Genomic DNA, 19,052 nt, shown 5'->3' on the forward strand with positions numbered 1-19,052 from the left:
GGTCCAGGCGTTGGTACAGCGACTGGCGGCCGATGTGGAGCAGGGACGCCGTGCGGGTCGGGGAGCAGCCGTTGCGCAGGTGGACCTCCAGGGTGCGGACCAGGTCGCTCGGGTGGGCCGCCTCCCAGGCCAGCAACGGGCCCAGCGCGTGCTGGACCAGGGCCGCCAGGCGCTCGCGGTTGGCGTCCACCCCGCCCCGCGTCAGCTCCCGCTCCAGCGCGAGCGCCCGGGACGAGGTCACCAACGGGCCCTCGGGGGCGCCCGGTTCGGCCGCGGGGACGGTCAGCGCCAGTTCCAGTGTCGTACGGGCCGTCCGCAGCGTGTCGCTCCAGCGCAGCCAGCCGCCGCCCCCGGCGACCGCGTGACCCACTGCCACGGTGAGGCCCGGAGCGGCCGCCGTGCGAAAGGCCTCCTGCACCGCCTTCACCGGGTCACCGGTGCGCGCCTCCGGCAGGGACAGCAGCGCCAGGACGTCCCCCGGGAACGCGGCCCGCATCACCCCCGCCCCGCCCAGCAGCCGTACCGCGCGGTCGACGGTGCCCACCTCCGGGGTGCCGTGCAGCGACACCCCGACCAGCCTGGCCCCCGGGCCCGGATGGAACCCGGCGAGCGCCGCCCGCGCCTCCACCTCCGGCTGGTTCAGCGCCGCCCGGTCGGCCAGGTCGGCGAGCAGGGCCGCCGTATGGTCGTCGCCCCAGGGCCGTACGACCGCACGGCCCGACAGTCCGCGGGCCACGATCGCCCGGTTGGCGGCCTCCGTGATCCGGACGAAGGGCACCACCCGGTGCAACGCCAGCAGCGGCAGCTCACGGCGGCGGGCCTCGTCGACCACCTCGGCGGGCATGACCGGCAGGGACCGCCCGACCTCCACGGCCAGCCCGGCGACGCCCCGGGACGCCAGCTCGCGGACGTAACGGCGGCGGACCTCGTCGTCGGCGTCCATCAGCCCGAAACCGTTGGTGAGCAGCAGCTCGCCGCCGTCCAGGAAGTTCGCGCCCTCGTAGACCTCACTGGAGTGCACCCAGCGCACCGGGCGGTCCAGCGCCAGGTGTCCGGCCAGCAGCTCGGGCTCGGCGGCGCGGACCGGATCGAGGGCGAGGATCTCTCGAAGAGTGAGTGCGGGCATGCGCGCCTCCCGACAGTTCGTCCGGCTGTGGGCTGCCGGGAGAGTACTTTCCGCACGTTGCCCTCGTGTTTCGGCCACAGGAGAGTGAGAGACATGGATCAGGCACAGGCACAGCAGTGGCTCGCCACCGCCGTCGAGGAGGCCCGCGCCGGGCTCGCCGAGGGCGGCATCCCCATCGGGGCCGCGCTCTACGACGCCGACGGCACCCTCCTCGGGCGCGGCCACAACCGGCGCGTCCAGGACGACGACCCCTCCATGCACGCGGAGACGGCCGCCTTCCGGGCGGCGGGACGGCAGCGGTCGTACCGCGGTACGACGATGGTGACCACCCTCTCGCCCTGCTGGTACTGCTCCGGGCTGGTCCGCCAGTTCGGGATCGGGCGGGTCGTCGTCGGGGAGGCCACCACCTTCCACGGCGGCCACGACTGGCTCGCCGAGCACGGTGTGGAGATCGTGCTCATCGACGATCCCGAGTGCGTCCGGCTGATGCGCGACTTCATCGAGAAGAACCCGGCACTGTGGAATGAGGACATCGGTGACTGACACCTCCCAGCCCCGCATCCCGACCGTCGACCTGCGGCCCTGGCTCTCCGGGGACCCCGGCGCCCGCGCCGCCACCGCCCGCACCCTGGACGAGGCCCTGCAGACCGCCGGGTTCTTCCTGGTGACCGGGCACGGTGTCGATCCGGCCCTGCGTTCCGGGATCCGGGAGGCCGCGCGGGCCTTCTTCCGGATGCCCGCGGACGTCAAGCAGCCGTACTCCGCGAAGGTCGGCGGCCGCGGCTGGCTCGGTCCCGGCGCCGAGGCCAACGGCTACTCGGAGGGCACGAAGACCCCGCCCGACCTCAAGGAATCGCTGACCTTCGCCACCCACGAGCCCTTCGAGGACCCGGTCGTCAACGCGGAGTGGTACGCGCCGAACGTCTGGCCCGCCGAGGTACCGGAGCTCCGGACCCTGTGCGAGGAGTACCTGGAGAGGATGGCCGAGCTGGAGAAGCAGCTGCTCTCCCTCCTCGGGGAGGCGCTCGGTCTCGGAGCCGACTTCTTCTCCCGGCACATGGACCATCCGACGTACGGCTTCAACATCAACTGGTATCCGGGCACGGAGGTGATCGGGGAACCGCAGCCCGGCCAGTTCCGCATCGGCCCGCACACCGACTTCGGCACGGTCACGATCCTCGACCGGCAGGCCGGCAAGGGCGGGCTGCAGGTCTTCACGGACGAGGGCGGCTGGGAGGACGCGCCCTTCGATCCGGAAGCCTTCACGATCAACATCGGGGACCTGATGGCCCGTTGGACGGGGGACCGCTGGCGGTCCGGACGGCACCGGGTGCTGCCGCCGCCGGCGGACGCACCCGCCGAGGAGCTGATGTCCCTGGTCTACTTCGGCGAGTGCACCCCGGGCACGACCGTCGAGTCCGTCCCGGCACCGGTGGGACGGGTGGCGCACGAACCCGTCGACTCCCACGTGTACCTGAGGGCCAAGCTGGACTCGATCACGGTCGACTGAGGAGAGGGAGGCGCCGCAGCGCCGCGTACAGCAGCGCGCTCACCGCGAAGCCGACCACGGGGGTGATGTCCCCGAACGACGGCCAGTGCTCCGGCACGTACCCGACGTAGTCCTCCTGGTTGGAGAAGAGGGGGACGGACACCGCTATGCCGATCAGGAGGGCTGCGAGCCCCGGCCAGTTGGTGAAGGAGCGGTCCGTCAGGCGGGCCGCCAGCTGCTCGTGAGGCACCCGCGTCCGCAGCCACCGCTCCACCAGGACCACGCCCAGCCAGGGCGCCACCCAGTACGCGATCACCAGCAGGAACGCCTCGTAGGCCGCCCCCGCGTCGGAGAGCGAGGCCCACGCCGCCGCCGTACCGGCGACCCCGGACACCACGACCAGCACGCTCCGGCTCAGCCAGGCGGGCATGTTCAGGCCGAAGGAGGCGATGGAGATCGCGCCGGAGTACACGTTCAGGGCGTTCGCCGAGATCCCGCCCAGGATGATCGCGAGGAGCACCAGGTCGCCGAGCCAGCCCGGGAGATGGCCGGTGAAGGCCGCCGTCGGGGTCGCGTCCTTGGGGGCCACGATGGTCGCCGAGGCCGCGCCGATCACCGCGACCACGGTGACCGACAGGAACAGGCCGAGCGCCGGGTACAGGACCGTCCTGGCCTTGTTCGCCGTGCGGGGGAGATAGCGCGAGTAGTCCGTGGCGTACGGGTTCCAGCCCGCCGCGTACCCCCAGGCCGCGCTGAACGCGAGCAGGAAGCCGCCGATGCCGCCGCCCGTGCCGCCCCCGCCGAGGTCGGCGTCCTTGAAGGTCCACACCCCGGCGAGCAGGAAGATCACCGCGAGGGCGGGGAAGGCGTACTTCTCGAAGACGTGGACGAAGTTGTGGCCGATGAAGCCGATCAGGATCTCGGCGGCCACCACCAGCAGGAGGGACGGCAGCGGCCGCAGCCCGGTCAGGGTGTTGAGCGCGAAGGCCGCGCTCACGCTGTTCACCGCGAACCAGCCGACGCCCGCCACCAGGCCGTTGGCAGCGGCGGGCAGGATGTTGCCGCGATGGCCGAAGGAGAGGCGGCCGATCACCATCTGCGGCACCCCGAACCGGGGCCCGTCCAGGGACAGCACGCCCTGGGTGAGCGCGCCGAGCGCGGTGCCGAGCACGATGGCGGCCGTGGCCTGCCAGAAGCCCAGGCCGAAGAAGAGGACCGCGATCACCCCGATGAAGACGGTGGCGAACTCGATGTTGGGGGAGGCCCAGGTCCACAGCAGCTGGAGCGGGCTGCCGTGGCGTTCGGACTCGGGGATGGGTTCCGAGCCCGCCGCTTCGACGGCGATGACCTTGTCACCGTATGCGGGAGCGAGGGTGCCGGCGGAGTCGGCGGGAGCTGTCGTCATGCGAGGTAAGTGTCCGGTCCGTACCGGCCTGCGCCCAGGGGCGTATTGCCCGTTTCGGGGAGCCCGCCGACGTACACCTTGTCAGGAGGCGCCCTTGGGGCCCTCGCCCTGTTCCCGGCGCTTGAGCTCCTCCTCGCGGCGGCGCAGGTCCGCCTCCCAGTCCTTCAGGAGGGCCTCGTCCTTCTTGTGGTCGGCCTTGAGGGAGTTCAGGAACTCGGGGTTGTCGTCCGGAGCGACGTACTCCGTGCGGTGGTTGCGGTGCCACTCGGAGGGGGTGCGGCCGTTCGCCGGCGGGGTGCGCAGCTTGCCCGCGGCGAGCCAGGCGATCGGGCCGACGATCCAGAACAGCAGGATGATGAAGACCCAGGCGATCTTGGGAAGGTGCTTCGCCTCGTCCTCGGGGGTGTTGAGGCAGTCGATGAACGCGTAGATCGTCAGCGCCAGCGGAATCAGGTACATCAGCAGCCGGAACATGTGCGTTGGCCCCCCAGGGAACGTGGTGTGGAGCCTGTGACGGGCCCCTGACGGGGTCAGGGTAGCGGCTCGGGGATACTTGACCCCATGGCTTACGACGATCTTCGCTCCCTGCTCAGGGCACTGGACCGCGAGGGAGACCTCAAGCGGATCAAGGCCGAGGTCGACCCCTACCTGGAGGTCGGGGAGATCGTCGACCGGGTGCAGAAGGCCGGCGGCCCCGCGCTGCTCTTCGAGAACGTGCGCGGATCCGCCATGCCGCTCGCCATGAACGTCTTCGGGACCGACCGGCGCCTGTTGAAGGCACTCGGCCTGAAGTCGTACGGCGAGATCTCCGAGAAGATCGGCGGGCTGCTGCGTCCCGAGCTGCCGCACGGGTTCGTGGGCGTGCGCGAGGCGTTCGGGAAGCTCGGCGCGATGGCGCACGTCCCGCCGAAGAAGGTGAAGTCCGACAACGCCCCGGTCCAGGAAGTCGTCCTCACCGGCGACGACGTCGATCTCGACCAGCTCCCCGCCCTGTTCACCTGGCCGCAGGACGGCGGGTCCTTCTTCAACCTCGGGCTCACCCACACCAAGGACCCGGAGTCCGGGATCCGCAACCTCGGTCTGTACCGCCTGCAGCGCCACGACAAGCGCACGATCGGCATGCACTGGCAGATCCACAAGGACAGCCGCAACCACTACCAGGTCGCGGCCCGGCGGGGCGAACGCCTCCCGGTGGCCATCGCCTTCGGCTGCCCGCCCGCCGTCACCTACGCCTCCACGGCCCCCCTCCCCGGAGACATCGACGAGTACCTCTTCGCCGGGTTCATCGCGGGCAAGCGGATCGAGATGGTGGACTGCAAGACGGTCCCGCTGCAGGTCCCGGCGCAGGCCGAAGTGGTCATCGAGGGCTGGCTGGAGCCGGGCGAGATGCTGCCGGAGGGGCCCTTCGGGGACCACACCGGGTTCTACACCCCGCAGGAGCCGTTCCCGGCGCTGAAGATCGACTGCGTGACGATGCGCAAGCGGCCGCTGCTCCAGTCGATCGTCGTGGGCCGCCCCCCGACGGAGGACGGACCGCTGGGCCGGGCGACGGAGCGTTTCTTCCTCCCCCTGCTGAAGATCATCGTCCCGGACATCGTGGACTATCACCTGCCCGAGGCGGGCGGCTTCCACAACTGCGCGATCGTGTCGATCGACAAGAAGTACCCGAAGCACGCGCAGAAGGTGATGCACGCGGTCTGGGGGGCACACATGATGTCCCTGACCAAGCTGATCGTGGTCGTCGACGCGGACTGCGACGTGCACGATCTGCACGAGGTCGCCTGGCGGGCGCTGGGCAACACCGACTACGCCCGTGACCTCTCGGTCGTCGAGGGACCCGTCGATCACCTCGACCATGCCTCCTACCAGCAGTTCTGGGGCGGCAAGGCGGGCATCGACGCGACGAGGAAGTGGCCCGAGGAGGGCTACACACGGGACGGCGGGTGGCCCGAGATGGTCCTGTCCGACCCCGAGACGGCGGCGAAGGTCGACCGCCGGTGGAAGGAGTACGGCCTTTGAGCCCCATCCCCGTGGGCGGTCCTGCCCTGTTCATCGGTACCGACACCGACTACGTGGCGCTCATGCGGCCCGAGCTGGACCCGGCCGACCCGGGCGTCCGGCTGGCCGCCGAGCAGGCGGGCGTCACACCGGAGGAACTCGCCGGCCCCGGTGACACCTGGGCGGTCCTCTTCGAGCACGGCGGCGAGGGCGACGGCTTCGAGCTGCCCGGTGTGCGCGACGCCGAACCCGCCGACTTCGCCGAGCGGCTGCGCGCGGGGCTCGCCGCGGCGGACGGCCCGTTCACGGTCGACGGCGGAGCGGCGCTGCGGCTGGACGCCCGTCCGGTCGGCGCGGACGGCTACGCCTTCACGGCGCACGTCACTCCGCCCGCCGACGTCGCGACACCGCTGACCGTGGAGACGGGCCCGCTGCCCGCCGCCGCACTCCTGACCGACCTCGACGCCTTCCTCGGGAGCCTCGCATGATGACCACCGCCGACGGGGTCGTGGGCCCGGGCCCGGCACCGCAGCCGACCGGGAAGGTGAAGGGTTTCCTGCGGCTGGTGATGATCGAGCACTCGGTCTTCGCGCTGCCCTTCGCCTACATCGCCGCGCTGACCGCGATGTTCGAGTGGGACAAGAACATCCACTGGGGGCGGCTGCTCCTGGTGACGATCTGCATGGTCGGCCTGCGCACCTTCGCGATGGCGGTCAACCGGATCATCGACCGGGAGATCGACGCGCGGAACCCCCGGACGGCACAGCGCGAGCTGGTCACCGGGGCGATGTCGGTGAAGCACGCCTGGACCGGTGCGCTGGTCGCGGTCGTGGTCTTCCTCGGTTCGGCGGCGCTGCTGAACCCGCTCTGCCTGGCCCTCGCCCCCGTCGCGGTGATCCCGATGGTCGTCTATCCGTACGGCAAGCGGTTCACGAACTTCCCGCAGGCCATCCTCGGTCTCGCCCAGGCGATGGGACCGGTGGGCGGATGGCTCGCCATCACCGGGGAGTGGTCCTGGGACGCGGTCGTCCTTGGCCTCGCCGTCGGCATCTGGATCGGCGGGTTCGACCTCATCTACGCCTGCCAGGACGTCGAGACGGACCGCGAGATCGGCGTCATGTCGGTGCCGGCGCGCTTCGGCATCCCGGCGGCGATCCGGGGCGCCCGGGTCTGTCACTTCCTGACGACATCGCTCCTCATCTGGTACGCCGTCGCCACGGAGGCGGGCGGGTTCTTCTGGGTGGGGCTGATGATCGTGGCGGGTGCGTTCGTGTACGAGCACTCGATCGTGCGGCCGCATGACCTGTCCCGGCTGAACCGGGCGTTCTTCAGCGTCAACGGGTTCATCGGGATCGCCCTGTTCGTGTGCGCGCTGCTGGATCTGCTGGTTCGTGGCCTGACCGTGTAAGTACGGTGCGCCTACCATCGAGGGCAGGACCTCAGGAGGCCACCGTGACTGTCATCTCGGACCTTGACCGCCTGCGCTCGCAGCTCAGCAAGCTGGAGGACATGTTCCCCGGCTATCTGACGGAGATTGTCGAGGGCAGCATCGTGATGAACCCGGTCAGGCCGTTCCACGGGAAGACGATCCTCAGGGTGTCAGCCGGCCTTGAGGAGCAACTGTCACCGGAGTGGGCCCTGGTGAGCGATGTGGCGTTCCCCTTCGACGACGCCAACGAGTTCTGCCCGGACATCGCCGTCATCCCAGCAGAGGCGGAGGCCGAGAACCGTAGCTCTTACCCCGCTGATCTGATCGAGTTCGTAGCTGAGGTGGTGTCGCCGGAGAGCGTGCGTCGTGACTACGAGATCAAGCCGCGCTGGTACGCCTCCCGAGGGATCGCCAACTACGTGATCCTCGATCCGCTGCAGGGCCATGCCGTCGCGATGTGGAACCCAGGACCCGACGGGTACCGAGGCCGCGACACCCTCCCGTACGGCCCCGACCTGGCCGTCGACTCCCCGCTCGGCAAGCTGACGATCCCCACCTCCCGACTCCCCGTCGACCCGAAGGCCCGGCCTCAGACCTGAGCGACACTCCGACCGGGCCGCCGCCGGAAGACGAACGCGGCGCCGACGCCCGCCAGCAGGCCCAGCAGGTGCCCCTGCCAGCTGACGCCTGTCTGCGTCGGCGCCAGGCCCACCAGGATCGACGTGCCCCAGACCGCCGCCACCAGGAGGCCGGCCAGCACGCCCAGCGGGCGGCGCTCCACGAACCCGCTCACCAGCAGGTAGCCGAACAGGCCGAAGATCAGGCCCGAGGCGCCCGCCGTGTTGGTGTGCGCCGGGGCTATGAGCCACACACCCAGTCCGTCGGCCACGATGATGACGAGGGACAGCGCGGCGAACCGGCGCAGGCCGCCCAGCGCCGCGAGGAAGCCCATGACCAGCAGTGGGACGCTGTTCGCGGCCACGTGGGCGAAGCCGAAGTGGATGAACGCGGCCGGGACGACGTCGACCAGCTCGGACGGCGTGCGGGGCGTGATGCCGAGGCCGTCCAGGGCGTGGCCGCTCGCCATGTCCACCACTTCGAGCAGCCACAGCAGCGCGACCCAGCCCACCATCAGCTTGGCCGCCGCCTTCGCACGGTCACCGCGCGACCACTCGAGTTCTCCACCAGCCATGGCAACTCCCCTCCCGTTCAGAAGAACGCCCGACCCCCCTTGGCCGGTTCCCACCCTGTGACGCCGGATAGGCTCGGGGGTGTGAACCCAGTCAAGCCAGGAGAGACGCGGCGTACGCCTTGGATCGTAGGGGTGTCCGGCGCCTCCGGCACCCCGTATGCCGCGTCCGTACTGCGCGCGCTGCTCGCCGCCGGTGAAAGCGTCGACCTGGTGGTCTCGCGTGCCTCCCGGCTCACCCTCCTCGACGAGACGGGGATCTCCTTCCGGGACGCACACTGGCGCGAGGACCTGCGGGAATGGCTGGGCCGTGGGGCCGACGGCAAGCCCGGCACCTTCGAGGCGGACCTCGACGCCGTGCGGTACTGGAACGCCGGGGACCTGGCCGCGGGGCCGTCCTCGGGGTCGTATCCGAGCAAGGGGATGCTGATCGTCCCCGCCTCCACCGCCTGCGTCGCCGGCGTCGCCCTCGGCCTCTCCAAGGACCTGCTGCAGCGGGCCGCGAGCGTGACGCTGAAGGAGCGGCGGCCGCTGGTCGTGGCCGTACGGGAGACTCCCCTGAACGGCCAGACGCTCCGGCATCTCGTCGCGCTCGACGACGCCGGCGCGAGCGTGGTCCCTGCCTCGCCGGGGTTCTACGCGGGCGCCACCCACATCCAGGACCTGGTGGACTTCGTCGCCGGGCGGGTGCTGGACGCGGCGGGCGTCGGGCACGACCTGTACCGGCGCTGGCAGGGCGAACTGGGCGGCGGCCCGTCGAGTCAGTAAGGCGAGCGGTCGGCAAGGCAAGCGGTCAGTACGGCACGTGGCAGTACCTCTCATCACTTCAGGCACTTTTCAGCGGAAGGCTTCGATCCCATGGACGCGGTGGACAGGCAGCTCATCCAGGCCCTGAGGGAGAACGGCCGGGCCTCCTACGCGGAGCTGGGGCGCCTCGTCGGTCTGTCGGGACCCAGCGTCACCGACCGCATCAACCGGCTGGAGGCGGCCGGTGTCATCACCGGGTACCGCGCCACCGTCGACTCCGCCTCGCTCGGCCTCGGCGTCACCGCGCTGATCGGTATCTCGCTCGGGGACGCGGTCGACCACGAGGACGTGGCGCGCCGGCTGAGGGACCTCGGCGAGATCGAGGACTGCTGGTTCATCGCGGGCGACGACTCGTACATGCTGAAGGTCCGGGCGCCCGACGTCGACGGCCTGGAGAAGATCATCCGGCGGCTGTCCGGGACCGAGGGGGTCTCCCGGACCCGTACCACGATCGTGCTCTCCACGAAGTGGGAGAACCGGGTCGGAGAGCTGCCCGAAGAGGCGTAGAGGCATGGACGTACGGTTGTCGCAGTCGTCGGAGAAAGGTGTGACCCCCATGGATGTCGGGCTCAAGCGCGAGCTGGAGGAGAAGGTCAGGGCCGGTGAGCGGCTGACCCGTGAGGACGGCATCGCGCTGTACGAGTCGGACGACCTGGCCTGGCTGGGCGGCCTCGCGCACGAGGTGCGGACGCGGAAGAACGGTGACGTCGTCCACTTCAACGTCAACCGCCACCTCAACATGACCAACGTGTGCACGGCGTCGTGCGCGTACTGCTCCTTCCAGCGCAAGCCGGGGGAGAAGGACGCGTACACGATGCGCATCGAGGAGGCGGTGAAGCTCGCCAAGGCGATGGAGGGCGAGAACCTCACCGAGCTGCACATTGTCAACGGGCTGCACCCGAACCTGCCGTGGCGCTACTACCCGCGGTCGCTGCGCGAGCTGAAGGCGGCGCTTCCTGACGTCTCCCTTAAGGCGTTCACCGCGACGGAGATCCACCACTTCGAGACGATCTCGGGTCTCTCGGCCTCCGAGATCCTCGACGAGCTGATCGACGCGGGCCTGGAGTCGCTGACCGGCGGCGGCGCGGAGATCTTCGACTGGGAGGTCCGCCAGCACATCGTGGACCACCGGACCCACTGGGAGGACTGGTCCCGGATCCACCGCCTGGCGCACGAGAAGGGTCTGAAGACCCCGAGCACCATGCTGTACGGCCACATCGAGGAGCACCGGCACCGCGTGGACCACGTCCTGCGTCTGCGCGAGCTCCAGGACGAGACCGGCGGCTTCCAGGTCTTCATCCCGCTGCGCTACCAGCACGACTTCGTGGACGTGAAGGACGGCAAGGTCAGGAACCGCCTTCAGGCCCGCACCCAGATGGCCACGGGCGCCGAGGCCCTGAAGACCTTCGCGGTCTCCCGGCTGCTGTTCGACAACGTCCCGCACGTCAAGGTCTTCTGGGTCATGCACGGCGTCCAGACCGCCCAGCTGGCCCTCCAGCACGGCGCGGACGACATGGACGGCTCGGTGGTCGAGTACAAGATCACCCACGACGCGGACAACTACGGCACGCCGAACAAACTCACCCGCGAGGACCTCCTGGACCTCATCCGCGACGCGGGCTTCCGCCCGGTGGAGCGCAACACCCGCTACGAGATCATCCGCGAGTACGACGGCCCGGACACGGGGCGCCGAGAGGCCCCGCAGTCGATGCGCTTCTGACGGGTCCGGCGGTTCGTCGTCTGCGGCGCCGCTGGGGCTGGTCGCGCAGTTCCCCGCGCCCCTGGGTTGGTACTCGGAGCGCATGGTTTCCAAGGCGCCCGAGGATGCCGACACCGCCGACGCGGACTCCTGGCGGACGGTGCCTGCAACCCCCAGGGGCGCGGGGCCGCATCTATCAGCGGCTCCGCCGCGGGGCGCGACCAGCCCCCACCCGCCCGCAGCCGCGATCCCGCACAAGTCGCCCCCGTCGTTCGCGTTCGTTCCCCCACCTCGGGTACTCGCCCCCCATGGTGAGCACCAAGGCACCCGAGGACGCCTACACCGCTGAGCCCTTCGTGCCCGAGCGGGGCGGTCTCCCCGCTCTGCGCAAGGCCGCCGCCGGCTGCCGGGGCTGTCCGTTGCACCGGGACGCCACCCAGACGGTGTTCGGCACCGGGGACCCGCACGCGCGCGTGATGCTCGTCGGGGAGCAGCCCGGCGATCAGGAGGACCGGCAGGGGAAGCCGTTCGTCGGCCCGGCAGGGAAGCTGCTCGACCGTGCCCTCGCGGAGGCCGGCATCGAGCCCGAGCACACCTACGTCACCAACGCCGTCAAGCACTTCAAGTTCACGCAGGCCGAGCCACGCAAACGCCGTATCCACAAGTCGCCCAGCCTCCGGGAGACGACGGCCTGCGGCCCCTGGCTCGCAAGGGAGCTGGCGCTCGTCGAACCGGAGCTGATCGTCGTCCTCGGCGCCACCGCGGGCAAGGCGCTGCTCGGATCGTCGTTCCGGGTGACGCAGGTGCGCGGGACCGTGCTGGAGGAGGAGATCCACGGCAGGCGGGAGCGGCTCGTGCCGACCGTGCACCCCTCGGCCGTACTGCGGGCCGACGACAGGGAGGCCGCGTACCGGGGCCTGGTGGCGGACCTGGAGGTGGCGGTCCGGGCGCTCGGGTGACCTACGTGACGCCCCCGTTCCAAGATCCGGTGCCCGGCGTGCTTCACTGGAGAGTGCCTCTTTGGGGTGTTCAGGCCGTTCGATACGGATACGGAAGAGTGGATTGACATGCTCCGCTACACGCTGATGCGCCTAGGGATCCTGGTGGGCTGCCTCGTGGTCGTCTGGGGCCTGGTCTACTCCGGTCTCGCCCCGCGCGGCCTCGGCGACTCCAACGGCATGTGGATCGTCCTGCTCTCCCTGCTGCTCTCGGCCCCCATCAGCTTCGTGGTCCTGCGCAAGGAGCGCGACCGGGCCTCCATCCAGGTCGTCCAGCGGGTCGACCGCATGAAGGCCAACCTGGAGGCGAACCGCAGCCAGGAGGACGAGGCCGCCGACGAGGCGAGCCGCGCCCAGGAGCAGGCCCAGCAGACGCCGCAGGCCCAGCAGACCCCGCAGACCTCCTGAGCCCGACGCCTCCGCCGCCGTGCCCGCGTGACCGTAGGCTTTGCGCATGGGTGTCGTGAAGAGCAAGCGGATGCCGCGTGCCGTGCGGGAACAGCAGATGCTGGACGCCGCTGTGGAGATCTTCGGGCAGCGCGGGTACATGACCGCCTCGATGGACGAGATCGCCGAACTCGCCGGTGTGTCCAAGCCGTTGGTCTACCTGTATCTGAACTCCAAGGAAGACCTCTTCACCGCGTGCATCCGCCGGGAGGCCGCCGCGCTCACCGAGGCCGTGCGGACGGGGGTGCGCACCGACCTGGCAGCCGACCGCCAGCTCTGGGACGGTCTGCTGGCGTTCTTCACCCACACCTCGCACCACCCGCACGGCTGGTCCGTGCTGCATCTCCAGGCCCGTATCCACGGTGAGGCGTTCGCCGCCGAGGTCACCGCGATGCGCGAGGAGATCGTGGCGTTCGTGACCCACCTGATCGTGGTCGCGGCCCGCGAGGCCCACCGCGATCCGGACCTGCCCGAGCGCGAGGTGGCCGGCCTCGCCGAGGCGCTCGTCGGCGCCGCCGAGTCCCTCGCCGCCTGGGCCAACGGCACCCCGGGCACGACGGCGCGGCAGTCGGCGGCGACCCTCATGAACTTCGCGTGGGCCGGCCTGGGCAACCTGATGGAGGGTCGGCCGTGGACCCTCCGTGACGCCTCCGCCGGGGACGCCCCGCTTCAGGTCAGCGGGTAGACGCCCCCGCGCACGTGCACGCGGTGCTCGCGGTCCCCGCCGCACAGCTCGAACCGCTCCCCGTCCGCCGCGTACGTCACCGTCCCCGGCAGCAGCACCGGCGCCCTGAACTCGGCCCGTACCAGGACCGCTTGAGGGGTGCCGTGCGCGGCCAGGCAGCGGGCCGCCGTCCACATGCCGTGCGCGATGGCCCTCTTGAAGCCGAAGAGGCGGGCCGTGAGCGGGTACAGATGGATCGGGTTGCGGTCGCCGGACGCGGCGGCGTACCGCCGTCCGATGTCCCCGGCCAGCCGCCACTCGTCGACGCCGGGCAGCGGCCCGTGCGTCTCGCGCTCCCGCTCCGGCTCCCGCTCCCCGCCGGTCTCCCGTGTACGGTGCCGTGCCAGATACGTGCTCACCGACTCCCACACGACGTCCTCGCCGGCCCGCAGCTCGGTGACGACCGCGACCTCCGTACCGCGTCGGTGCGGTGCCAGCCCGTCGGTGTACACGGTGAGTTCGTACTCGCCCGACGCGGGCAGCTCCCGGTACCGGGTGATCTCGATCGACGTGTGCACCAGCCCGAGCAACGGCAGCGGGAAGTCCCGCCCGCTCATCAGGCTCATGGCCAGCGGGAAGCCCAGCACATGCGGATACGTCACCGGCAGCGCGTCCTCCCCGGTCGCGAAGCCGCACACCCGCTCGTAGGCGGCCAGCCGCGCGAGGTCCACCCGCAGCCGGGGCAGCACCAGCCGGGTCCGCGGGAAGTCCGCGGTGGCGGAGGGCCGCTTGAAGGGGGAGCGCAGGGCGCCCAGGGCGAGGCGGGGCAGGAGGGCGGGGGACCGGTCGAGGACCGTGGAAGGAGCCGCGCCGGGGCTGCCCGAGTCCTGAGTCCGTTCCCCCTCCCCGTACGAGTCGGCCTGAGTGTCGTCCGCGTGGGTTCCCACTACGCCCCCAGCAGGCTCTGGCCGCACACCCGCACGACCTGCCCGTTCACCGCGCCGGAGGCCGGGTTCGCCAGCCAGGCCGTCGTCTCGGCCACGTCGACGGGCAGTCCGCCCTGTCCGAGGGAGTTCATCCGCCGGCCTGCCTCCCGGATGAACAGCGGGATCGCCGCCGTCATCTTGGTCTCGATGAAGCCAGGAGCGACCGCGTTCACCGTGACCCCGTGCCCGGCCAGCGCCCGGGGCGCCAGGGAGCGCACCAGTCCGACGACACCGGCCTTGCTCGCGCCGTAGTTCGTCTGTCCGGCGTTCCCGGCGAGCCCCGCGATGGAGGCGGTGGCGACGATCCGCCCGCCGCGCCGCAGCGTGCCCTTCTCCAGCAGCGCGTCCGTCGTGCGCAGCACACTCGCCAGGTTCACGTCGAGCACCGAACTCCAGCGCTCCGCGGGCATGTTGACCAGTCGCCGGTCCCGGGTGATGCCCGCGTTGTGGACCAGTACGTCCAGCCCGTCCGGCAGCGCCTCAGCGATCCGCGCGCCCGCGTCCGCGGCCGTGATGTCCAGCGCGAGGGCGCTGCCCCCGAGGCGCGCGGCCACCTGCTCGGCATCCGCCGCCGCCCCCGGCACGTCGAGTACGACGACCCGCGCCCCGTCCCTGGCCAGCGTCTCGGCGACCGCCGCACCGATGCCCCGCGCCCCGCCGGTGACCAGGGCCGTCCGCCCGGCGAGGGGCTGGGACCAGTCGACGTCGGCCTCCTGCGCCGGTCCGACCTCGATCACCTGACCGCTGATGTACGCCGACTTGGGGGAGAGCAGGAAACGCAGGGTCGACTCCGCGGCCGAGACGTCTGAGGCGGCCGAATCAGCCGAGGCGGCCGAAGCGTCGGAGAGGCGCACGAGGTTCACCGTCCGGCCCCGCCCGATCTCCTTGCCGAGCGAGCGGGTGAACCCCTCCAGCGCCTGCTGGGCGGCGGCCTGGTGATGATCCTCCGCGGAGAGCGGCGCCCCCAGGACGACGATCCGCCCGCTCGCGGCGACCGACCGCACGACCGGGTGCAGCGCCGCGTGGACCTCCGCGAGGCCGTCGACATCCCGCACGCCGGTGGCGTCCAGGAGGACCGCGGCGGGAGCATCCGACGCGGACGGGAACTGCAGCCCGGCCAGTCCGGAGAGCCCGGTCAGTCCGGACAGCTCCGACTTGCCCGCCGTCAGCTGTACGACTCCGCCCTCGAACCCCGGGGACTCCCGGGACCACCGCCGCAGCACCGTGGGCTGCGGCAGCCCGAGGCGGCGGGTGAGGAACCGGCCCGGCGCGGTACCGGTGAAGCTCAGATAGCGGTCGGCCATGTCCATCTCCCGGGTCGGTCGCAGATTCCTTACTCTGGAGTAAGGTTACCGTAGGTAAGTCGATTTTCGAGGTGAGGAGCCGGGAGATGAGCCCCTTGAATCCGCCGGTCGCCCGACGTGTGGCGATCGTCGCCGGTACCCGCATCCCCTTCGCGCGCTCCGACGGCCCGTACGCCACCGCCTCGAACCAGGACATGCTCACCGCCGCCCTCGACGCCCTCGTGGAGCGCCACGGACTCCAGGCGCCGGGTGCCGTGGGGGAGTTCGTCGCCGGTGCCGTCCTCAAGCACAGCCGGGACTTCAACCTCGCCCGCGAGACGGTCCTCGGCTCGAAGCTGGACCCGCGCACCCCGGCGTACGACATCCAGCAGGCGTGCGGGACCGGTCTGCAGGCCGTCATCGCCGCCGCCAACAAGATCACCCTCGGCCAGACGGAGTCCGCGATCGCGGGCGGCGCGGACACCGCGAGCGATGCGCCCCTGGGCGTCAACGACGACCTGCGCCGCATCCTGCTGGAGGTCCGGCGCGCGAAGTCGGCCGGCGCCCGCCTCAAGGCGCTCGCCCGCATCCGCCCGTCCCACCTCGTGCCCGACATCCCGCGCAACGCCGAACCCCGCACCGGCCTGTCCATGGGCGAGCACGCGGCCGTCACGGCCCGGGCCTGGGGCGTGAGCCGCGAGGCCCAGGACGAACTGGCGGCGACGAGTCACCAGCGGCTGGCGGCGGCGTACGAGCGGGGTTTCTTCCAGGACCTCGTGGTCCCCTTCCGGGGCCTGGACCGCGACCAGAACCTCCGCCCCGACTCGACGGCCGCGAAACTCGCCCGGCTCAAGCCGGTGTTCGGCCTCAAGGACCCCGAGCCGACTATGACGGCCGGGAACTCGACCCCGCTCACGGACGGCGCGGCGCTCGTGCTGCTCGCGTCGGAGGAATGGGCGAAGGCGCGCGGCCTGGAGGTGCTGGCGTACCTCACGGCGTACGAGACGGCGGCCGTGGACTTCGTGCGAGGGGATGTCGCACAGGGGGAGGACGGCCTGCTCATGGCCCCCGCCCACGCCGTCCCCCGCATGCTGGAGCGGGCCGGTCTCGGCATGGACGACTTCGACCTGGTCGAGGTCCACGAGGCCTTCGCCTCCCAGGTGCTGGCGACCCTCGCCGCCTGGGAGAAGCAGGGCCTGGCCCCGGTCGACCGGGACCGGCTCAACGTCACCGGATCCTCCCTGGCCACCGGGCACCCCTTCGCCGCGACCGGCGCGAGGATCGTGGCCACGCTCGCGAAACTGCTGGCCGAACGGGAGGGCCCGGGTCGCGGCCTGATCTCGGTGTGCGCGGCGGGCGGACAGGGGGTCACGGCGATCCTGGAGCGGCCGTAGCAGCCGAAAGCTGACAAGATCTCACTTTGCGGTCGAGGTTGCACAGTCCCGGCTCCGGACCATCAACGAACCCGCACAGACTCACCACTCGGGACACTTAGGATCACCGTCCTAACCCCTGGTAACCCTTCCCGGCGCACTCGCGGGTGAACGCCCCGGTACGTCCCCTGCGTACCTCATGCAGCGGAACGCCACCGAGCTGCACGTCCCAGGAGCTGACCATGTCCCTCTCGTACGTGTCCGGCCATGACTACGACGGCGCCCCCGTCCTCGTGGAACCAGAGATCGTGCGGCTGGACGGTGAGGTCCGCGAGGTGTCGGTGCCGCCGCTGGTCCCGCCGGTGACGCACGGCTCGCTCGCCGACCTGCCGTTCGACAACGCCGAGGCGGCGCCGGAGCAGCGGGTGATGAGCCGCCGCACGGACGACGGCCGCTGGGTCGACATCACGGCGGCGGAGTTCGCGCGGCAGGTGCTGGCGGTCGCCAAGGGCCTGATCTCGGAGGGCCTGATGCCGGGCGACCGGGTCGCGATCATGGCCCGTACGACATACGAGTGGACGCTGCTGGACTTCGCCTCATGGGCCGCGGGTCTGGTCACGGTCCCCATCTACCCCACGTCCTCGGTCTTCCAGACCCGGTTCATCCTCCAGGACTCCGGCGCGGTCGCCCTGGTGACGGAGACGGCCGCCCAGGCCGCCGCCCTCGGCCCGGAGCTCAGCCGGCTGCCCGACCTGCGCCACATGTGGATCATGGAGAAGGGGCATGTGGAGCGCCTCGGGGAGCTCGGCCAGGCCGTCCCCGAGCAGGAGATCGGCGTACGGCGGGGCATGCTGGGCCCTGGCACGGTCGCCACCGTCGTCTACACCTCGGGCACCACCGGCCGCCCCAAGGGCTGTGTGCTCAGCCACGGCAACTTCCTCACCGAGGTCGACAACGCGGTCGAGCTCCTCTACCCCGTCTTCAAGTCGAAGTCGGACGAGGACCTCGCGACCCTGCTCTTCCTGCCCATCTCGCACGTCTTCGGCCGCATGGTCGCCATCGCCTGCGTCCGCGCCCGGGTCCGCCTCGGCCACGCGCCGAGCCTGAAGGCCGAGGACCTGATGTCCGACCTGGCCAGTTTCAGACCGACCTTCCTCCTCGTGATCCCGTACATGCTGGAGAAGGTCTTCAACAACGCCCGCGCCAAGGCGGAGAGCGGCGGCCGGGTCTCCGTCTTCGACCGCGCGACCAACGTCGCCGTGCGCTACGGCGAGGCGACGGAGTCCCGCCTCGCCGGGACCGGCTCCGGCCCGGGCGCGGCCCTGAAGACGGCCCGCAGCTTCTACGACTCGCTGGTGTACCGCCGTATCCGCAACGCCATGGGCGGCAGGATCCGGCACATCATCTCCGGCGGCTCCCCGCTCGGCCGCCGCCTCGCAGCCTTCTACGCGGGCGCCGGCATGGAGATCTACGAGGGCTACGGCCTCACCGAGTCGACGGGCGCGGCCACGGTGACACCCCCGCTCAAGTCCCGCCTGGGCACGGTGGGCTGGCCCCTGCCCGGCACGCGGATCCGCATCGCGGCGGACGGCGAGATCCTGCTGAACGGCGGTCAGGTGTTCCGGGGCTACTGGGACCCGTTCGGCGACGGGGTGGCCCCCGCCTCCACCGACGGCTGGTTCGCGACCGGCGACATCGGACAGCTCGACGACGAGGGCTATCTGACGATCACGGGCCGCAAGAAGGAGATCCTGATCACCGCCGGCGGCAAGAACGTCGCCCCGGCCCCGCTGGAGAACTGGCTGCGCTCCCACCCCCTGATCTCGCAGTGCATGGTCCTCGGCGACCGCCGCCCCTACATCTCGGCCCTGATCAGCCTCGACATGGACGGCGTCAACCACTGGCGCCAGATGAACGGCAAGCACCCCGTCCCCGCCGAACTCCTCGTCGACGACGAGGAGTTGCGGCAGGTCCTGCAGCGTGCCGTGGACGAGGCGAACAAGATGGTCTCCCGCCCCGAGTCCATCCGCCGCTTCACCGTCCTGCCGACCGACCTCACCGAGTCGGCCGGCCATCTGACCCCGTCGATGAAACTGCGCCGGGAGGCGGTCATGCGGGACTTCGCGGGGGAGATCGAGGGACTGTACGTGAGGGAGTGA

The 19,052-nt window shown here is 71.1% G+C and carries 20 protein-coding genes; 14 read left to right on the plus strand and 6 right to left on the minus strand.

Annotation, left to right across the window (positions count from 1 at the left end; genetic code table 11):
- A partial coding sequence (locus ACFVYN_RS18880) for a PucR family transcriptional regulator ligand-binding domain-containing protein (protein WP_389999663.1) occupies positions 1-1,126 on the minus strand: 1,126 nt, incomplete at its 3' end.
- Positions 1,127-1,219: 93 nt separating this feature from the next.
- Between ACFVYN_RS18880 and ACFVYN_RS18885 the strand changes: the two genes are divergently transcribed.
- Together ACFVYN_RS18885 and ACFVYN_RS18890 are read left to right on the plus strand one after the other, a co-directional pair.
- Entirely contained in the window at positions 1,220-1,669 is a 450-nt protein-coding gene (locus ACFVYN_RS18885; RefSeq protein WP_389999666.1) for a nucleoside deaminase, read from the plus strand.
- The gene (locus tag ACFVYN_RS18890) at positions 1,662-2,636 is read left to right on the plus strand and encodes an isopenicillin N synthase family dioxygenase (RefSeq protein WP_389999668.1); all 975 of its coding nucleotides are present in this window, start codon (positions 1,662-1,664) and stop codon (positions 2,634-2,636) included. Before ACFVYN_RS18885 ends, ACFVYN_RS18890 begins: the two co-directional genes overlap by 8 nt.
- Here the strand turns inward: ACFVYN_RS18890 and ACFVYN_RS18895 are convergent.
- Both ACFVYN_RS18895 and ACFVYN_RS18900 read right to left on the minus strand, forming a co-directional pair.
- Positions 2,623-4,020 (minus strand): purine-cytosine permease family protein, encoded by a 1,398-nt coding sequence (locus tag ACFVYN_RS18895; protein ID WP_389999671.1) that lies wholly within the window; start codon positions 4,018-4,020, stop codon positions 2,623-2,625. The genes ACFVYN_RS18890 and ACFVYN_RS18895 overlap by 14 nt on opposite strands.
- Positions 4,021-4,101: 81 nt before the next feature.
- A complete protein-coding gene (locus ACFVYN_RS18900; protein WP_389999673.1) occupies positions 4,102-4,494 on the minus strand; it encodes a PLD nuclease N-terminal domain-containing protein in 393 nt (130 codons plus the stop codon).
- An 87-nt stretch (positions 4,495-4,581) separates the two neighbouring features.
- Between ACFVYN_RS18900 and ACFVYN_RS18905 the strand changes: the two genes are divergently transcribed.
- From ACFVYN_RS18905 to ACFVYN_RS18920, 4 genes are all read left to right on the plus strand, one after another.
- Entirely contained in the window at positions 4,582-6,039 is a 1,458-nt protein-coding gene (locus ACFVYN_RS18905) for a menaquinone biosynthesis decarboxylase (RefSeq protein WP_389999676.1), read from the plus strand.
- On the plus strand, positions 6,036-6,506 hold the full coding sequence (locus ACFVYN_RS18910) for a hypothetical protein (RefSeq protein ID WP_389999679.1): 471 nt from the start codon (positions 6,036-6,038) through the stop codon (positions 6,504-6,506). Before ACFVYN_RS18905 ends, ACFVYN_RS18910 begins: the two co-directional genes overlap by 4 nt.
- Positions 6,503-7,426: a menaquinone biosynthesis prenyltransferase MqnP gene (mqnP, locus tag ACFVYN_RS18915; protein ID WP_389999681.1), complete on the plus strand. Its 924-nt coding sequence runs from the start codon at positions 6,503-6,505 to the stop codon at positions 7,424-7,426. Before ACFVYN_RS18910 ends, mqnP begins: the two co-directional genes overlap by 4 nt.
- Positions 7,427-7,527: 101 nt before the next feature.
- On the plus strand, positions 7,528-8,046 hold the full coding sequence (locus ACFVYN_RS18920) for a Uma2 family endonuclease (RefSeq protein WP_069762903.1): 519 nt from the start codon (positions 7,528-7,530) through the stop codon (positions 8,044-8,046).
- Here ACFVYN_RS18920 and ACFVYN_RS18925 read toward each other — a convergent pair.
- A complete protein-coding gene (locus ACFVYN_RS18925; RefSeq protein WP_389999684.1) occupies positions 8,037-8,639 on the minus strand; it encodes a rhomboid family intramembrane serine protease in 603 nt (200 codons plus the stop codon). The two genes, ACFVYN_RS18920 and ACFVYN_RS18925, sit on opposite strands and share 10 nt — an antisense overlap.
- An 81-nt stretch (positions 8,640-8,720) precedes the next feature.
- Here ACFVYN_RS18925 and ACFVYN_RS18930 point away from each other — a divergent pair, with 81 nt between their 5' ends.
- The 6 genes from ACFVYN_RS18930 (at position 8,721) to ACFVYN_RS18955 (ending at position 13,272) form a co-directional block, all read left to right on the plus strand.
- Positions 8,721-9,404: a UbiX family flavin prenyltransferase gene (locus ACFVYN_RS18930; RefSeq protein ID WP_389999686.1), complete on the plus strand. Its 684-nt coding sequence runs from the start codon at positions 8,721-8,723 to the stop codon at positions 9,402-9,404.
- A 90-nt stretch (positions 9,405-9,494) separates the two neighbouring features.
- Complete coding sequence (locus ACFVYN_RS18935; protein WP_007383915.1) at positions 9,495-9,950, plus strand: Lrp/AsnC family transcriptional regulator; 456 nt, start codon at positions 9,495-9,497, stop codon at positions 9,948-9,950.
- Positions 9,951-9,999: 49 nt separating this feature from the next.
- On the plus strand, positions 10,000-11,163 hold the full coding sequence (gene mqnE / locus ACFVYN_RS18940) for an aminofutalosine synthase MqnE (protein WP_389999689.1): 1,164 nt from the start codon (positions 10,000-10,002) through the stop codon (positions 11,161-11,163).
- 287 nt (positions 11,164-11,450) lie between these two features.
- Positions 11,451-12,101, plus strand: coding sequence for a UdgX family uracil-DNA binding protein (locus ACFVYN_RS18945; RefSeq protein WP_389999692.1), 651 nt, complete (start codon positions 11,451-11,453; stop codon positions 12,099-12,101).
- A 108-nt stretch (positions 12,102-12,209) separates the two neighbouring features.
- A complete protein-coding gene (locus ACFVYN_RS18950) occupies positions 12,210-12,548 on the plus strand; it encodes a DUF4229 domain-containing protein (protein WP_389999695.1) in 339 nt (112 codons plus the stop codon).
- 46 nt (positions 12,549-12,594) lie between these two features.
- Positions 12,595-13,272: a TetR/AcrR family transcriptional regulator gene (locus ACFVYN_RS18955; RefSeq protein WP_389999698.1), complete on the plus strand. Its 678-nt coding sequence runs from the start codon at positions 12,595-12,597 to the stop codon at positions 13,270-13,272.
- Here ACFVYN_RS18955 and ACFVYN_RS18960 read toward each other — a convergent pair.
- The gene (locus ACFVYN_RS18960) at positions 13,257-14,198 is read right to left on the minus strand and encodes a MaoC family dehydratase (protein ID WP_389999700.1); all 942 of its coding nucleotides are present in this window, start codon (positions 14,196-14,198) and stop codon (positions 13,257-13,259) included. The genes ACFVYN_RS18955 and ACFVYN_RS18960 overlap by 16 nt on opposite strands.
- Positions 14,198-15,541: a 3-oxoacyl-ACP reductase gene (locus tag ACFVYN_RS18965; RefSeq protein WP_389999702.1), complete on the minus strand. Its 1,344-nt coding sequence runs from the start codon at positions 15,539-15,541 to the stop codon at positions 14,198-14,200. Before ACFVYN_RS18965 ends, ACFVYN_RS18960 begins: the two co-directional genes overlap by 1 nt.
- An 86-nt stretch (positions 15,542-15,627) precedes the next feature.
- Between ACFVYN_RS18965 and ACFVYN_RS18970 the strand changes: the two genes are divergently transcribed.
- On the plus strand, positions 15,628-16,914 hold the full coding sequence (locus ACFVYN_RS18970; RefSeq protein ID WP_389999705.1) for an acetyl-CoA C-acetyltransferase: 1,287 nt from the start codon (positions 15,628-15,630) through the stop codon (positions 16,912-16,914).
- A gap of 221 nt (positions 16,915-17,135) precedes the next feature.
- Positions 17,136-19,052, plus strand: coding sequence for an AMP-dependent synthetase/ligase (locus tag ACFVYN_RS18975; RefSeq protein WP_389999708.1), 1,917 nt, complete (start codon positions 17,136-17,138; stop codon positions 19,050-19,052).

This window comes from Streptomyces sp. NPDC058307 (assembly GCF_042880295.1).
GTDB lineage: Bacteria > Actinomycetota > Actinomycetes > Streptomycetales > Streptomycetaceae > Streptomyces.

Coding starts and splice junctions, on each gene's coding strand:
- ACFVYN_RS18885 (WP_389999666.1), top strand. CDS start 1,220: ATGGATCAGGCACAGGCACAGCAGTGGCTCGCCACCGCCGTCGAGGAG.
- ACFVYN_RS18895 (WP_389999671.1), bottom strand. CDS start 4,020: ATGACGACAGCTCCCGCCGACTCCGCCGGCACCCTCGCTCCCGCATAC.
- ACFVYN_RS18900 (WP_389999673.1), bottom strand. CDS start 4,494: ATGTTCCGGCTGCTGATGTACCTGATTCCGCTGGCGCTGACGATCTAC.
- ACFVYN_RS18905 (WP_389999676.1), top strand. CDS start 4,582: ATGGCTTACGACGATCTTCGCTCCCTGCTCAGGGCACTGGACCGCGAG.
- mqnP (WP_389999681.1), top strand. CDS start 6,503: ATGATGACCACCGCCGACGGGGTCGTGGGCCCGGGCCCGGCACCGCAG.
- ACFVYN_RS18920 (WP_069762903.1), top strand. CDS start 7,528: ATGTTCCCCGGCTATCTGACGGAGATTGTCGAGGGCAGCATCGTGATG.
- ACFVYN_RS18925 (WP_389999684.1), bottom strand. CDS start 8,639: ATGGCTGGTGGAGAACTCGAGTGGTCGCGCGGTGACCGTGCGAAGGCG.
- ACFVYN_RS18935 (WP_007383915.1), top strand. CDS start 9,495: ATGGACGCGGTGGACAGGCAGCTCATCCAGGCCCTGAGGGAGAACGGC.
- mqnE (WP_389999689.1), top strand. CDS start 10,000: ATGGATGTCGGGCTCAAGCGCGAGCTGGAGGAGAAGGTCAGGGCCGGT.
- ACFVYN_RS18945 (WP_389999692.1), top strand. CDS start 11,451: ATGGTGAGCACCAAGGCACCCGAGGACGCCTACACCGCTGAGCCCTTC.
- ACFVYN_RS18950 (WP_389999695.1), top strand. CDS start 12,210: ATGCTCCGCTACACGCTGATGCGCCTAGGGATCCTGGTGGGCTGCCTC.
- ACFVYN_RS18955 (WP_389999698.1), top strand. CDS start 12,595: ATGGGTGTCGTGAAGAGCAAGCGGATGCCGCGTGCCGTGCGGGAACAG.
- ACFVYN_RS18965 (WP_389999702.1), bottom strand. CDS start 15,541: ATGGCCGACCGCTATCTGAGCTTCACCGGTACCGCGCCGGGCCGGTTC.
- ACFVYN_RS18970 (WP_389999705.1), top strand. CDS start 15,628: ATGAGCCCCTTGAATCCGCCGGTCGCCCGACGTGTGGCGATCGTCGCC.
- ACFVYN_RS18975 (WP_389999708.1), top strand. CDS start 17,136: ATGTCCCTCTCGTACGTGTCCGGCCATGACTACGACGGCGCCCCCGTC.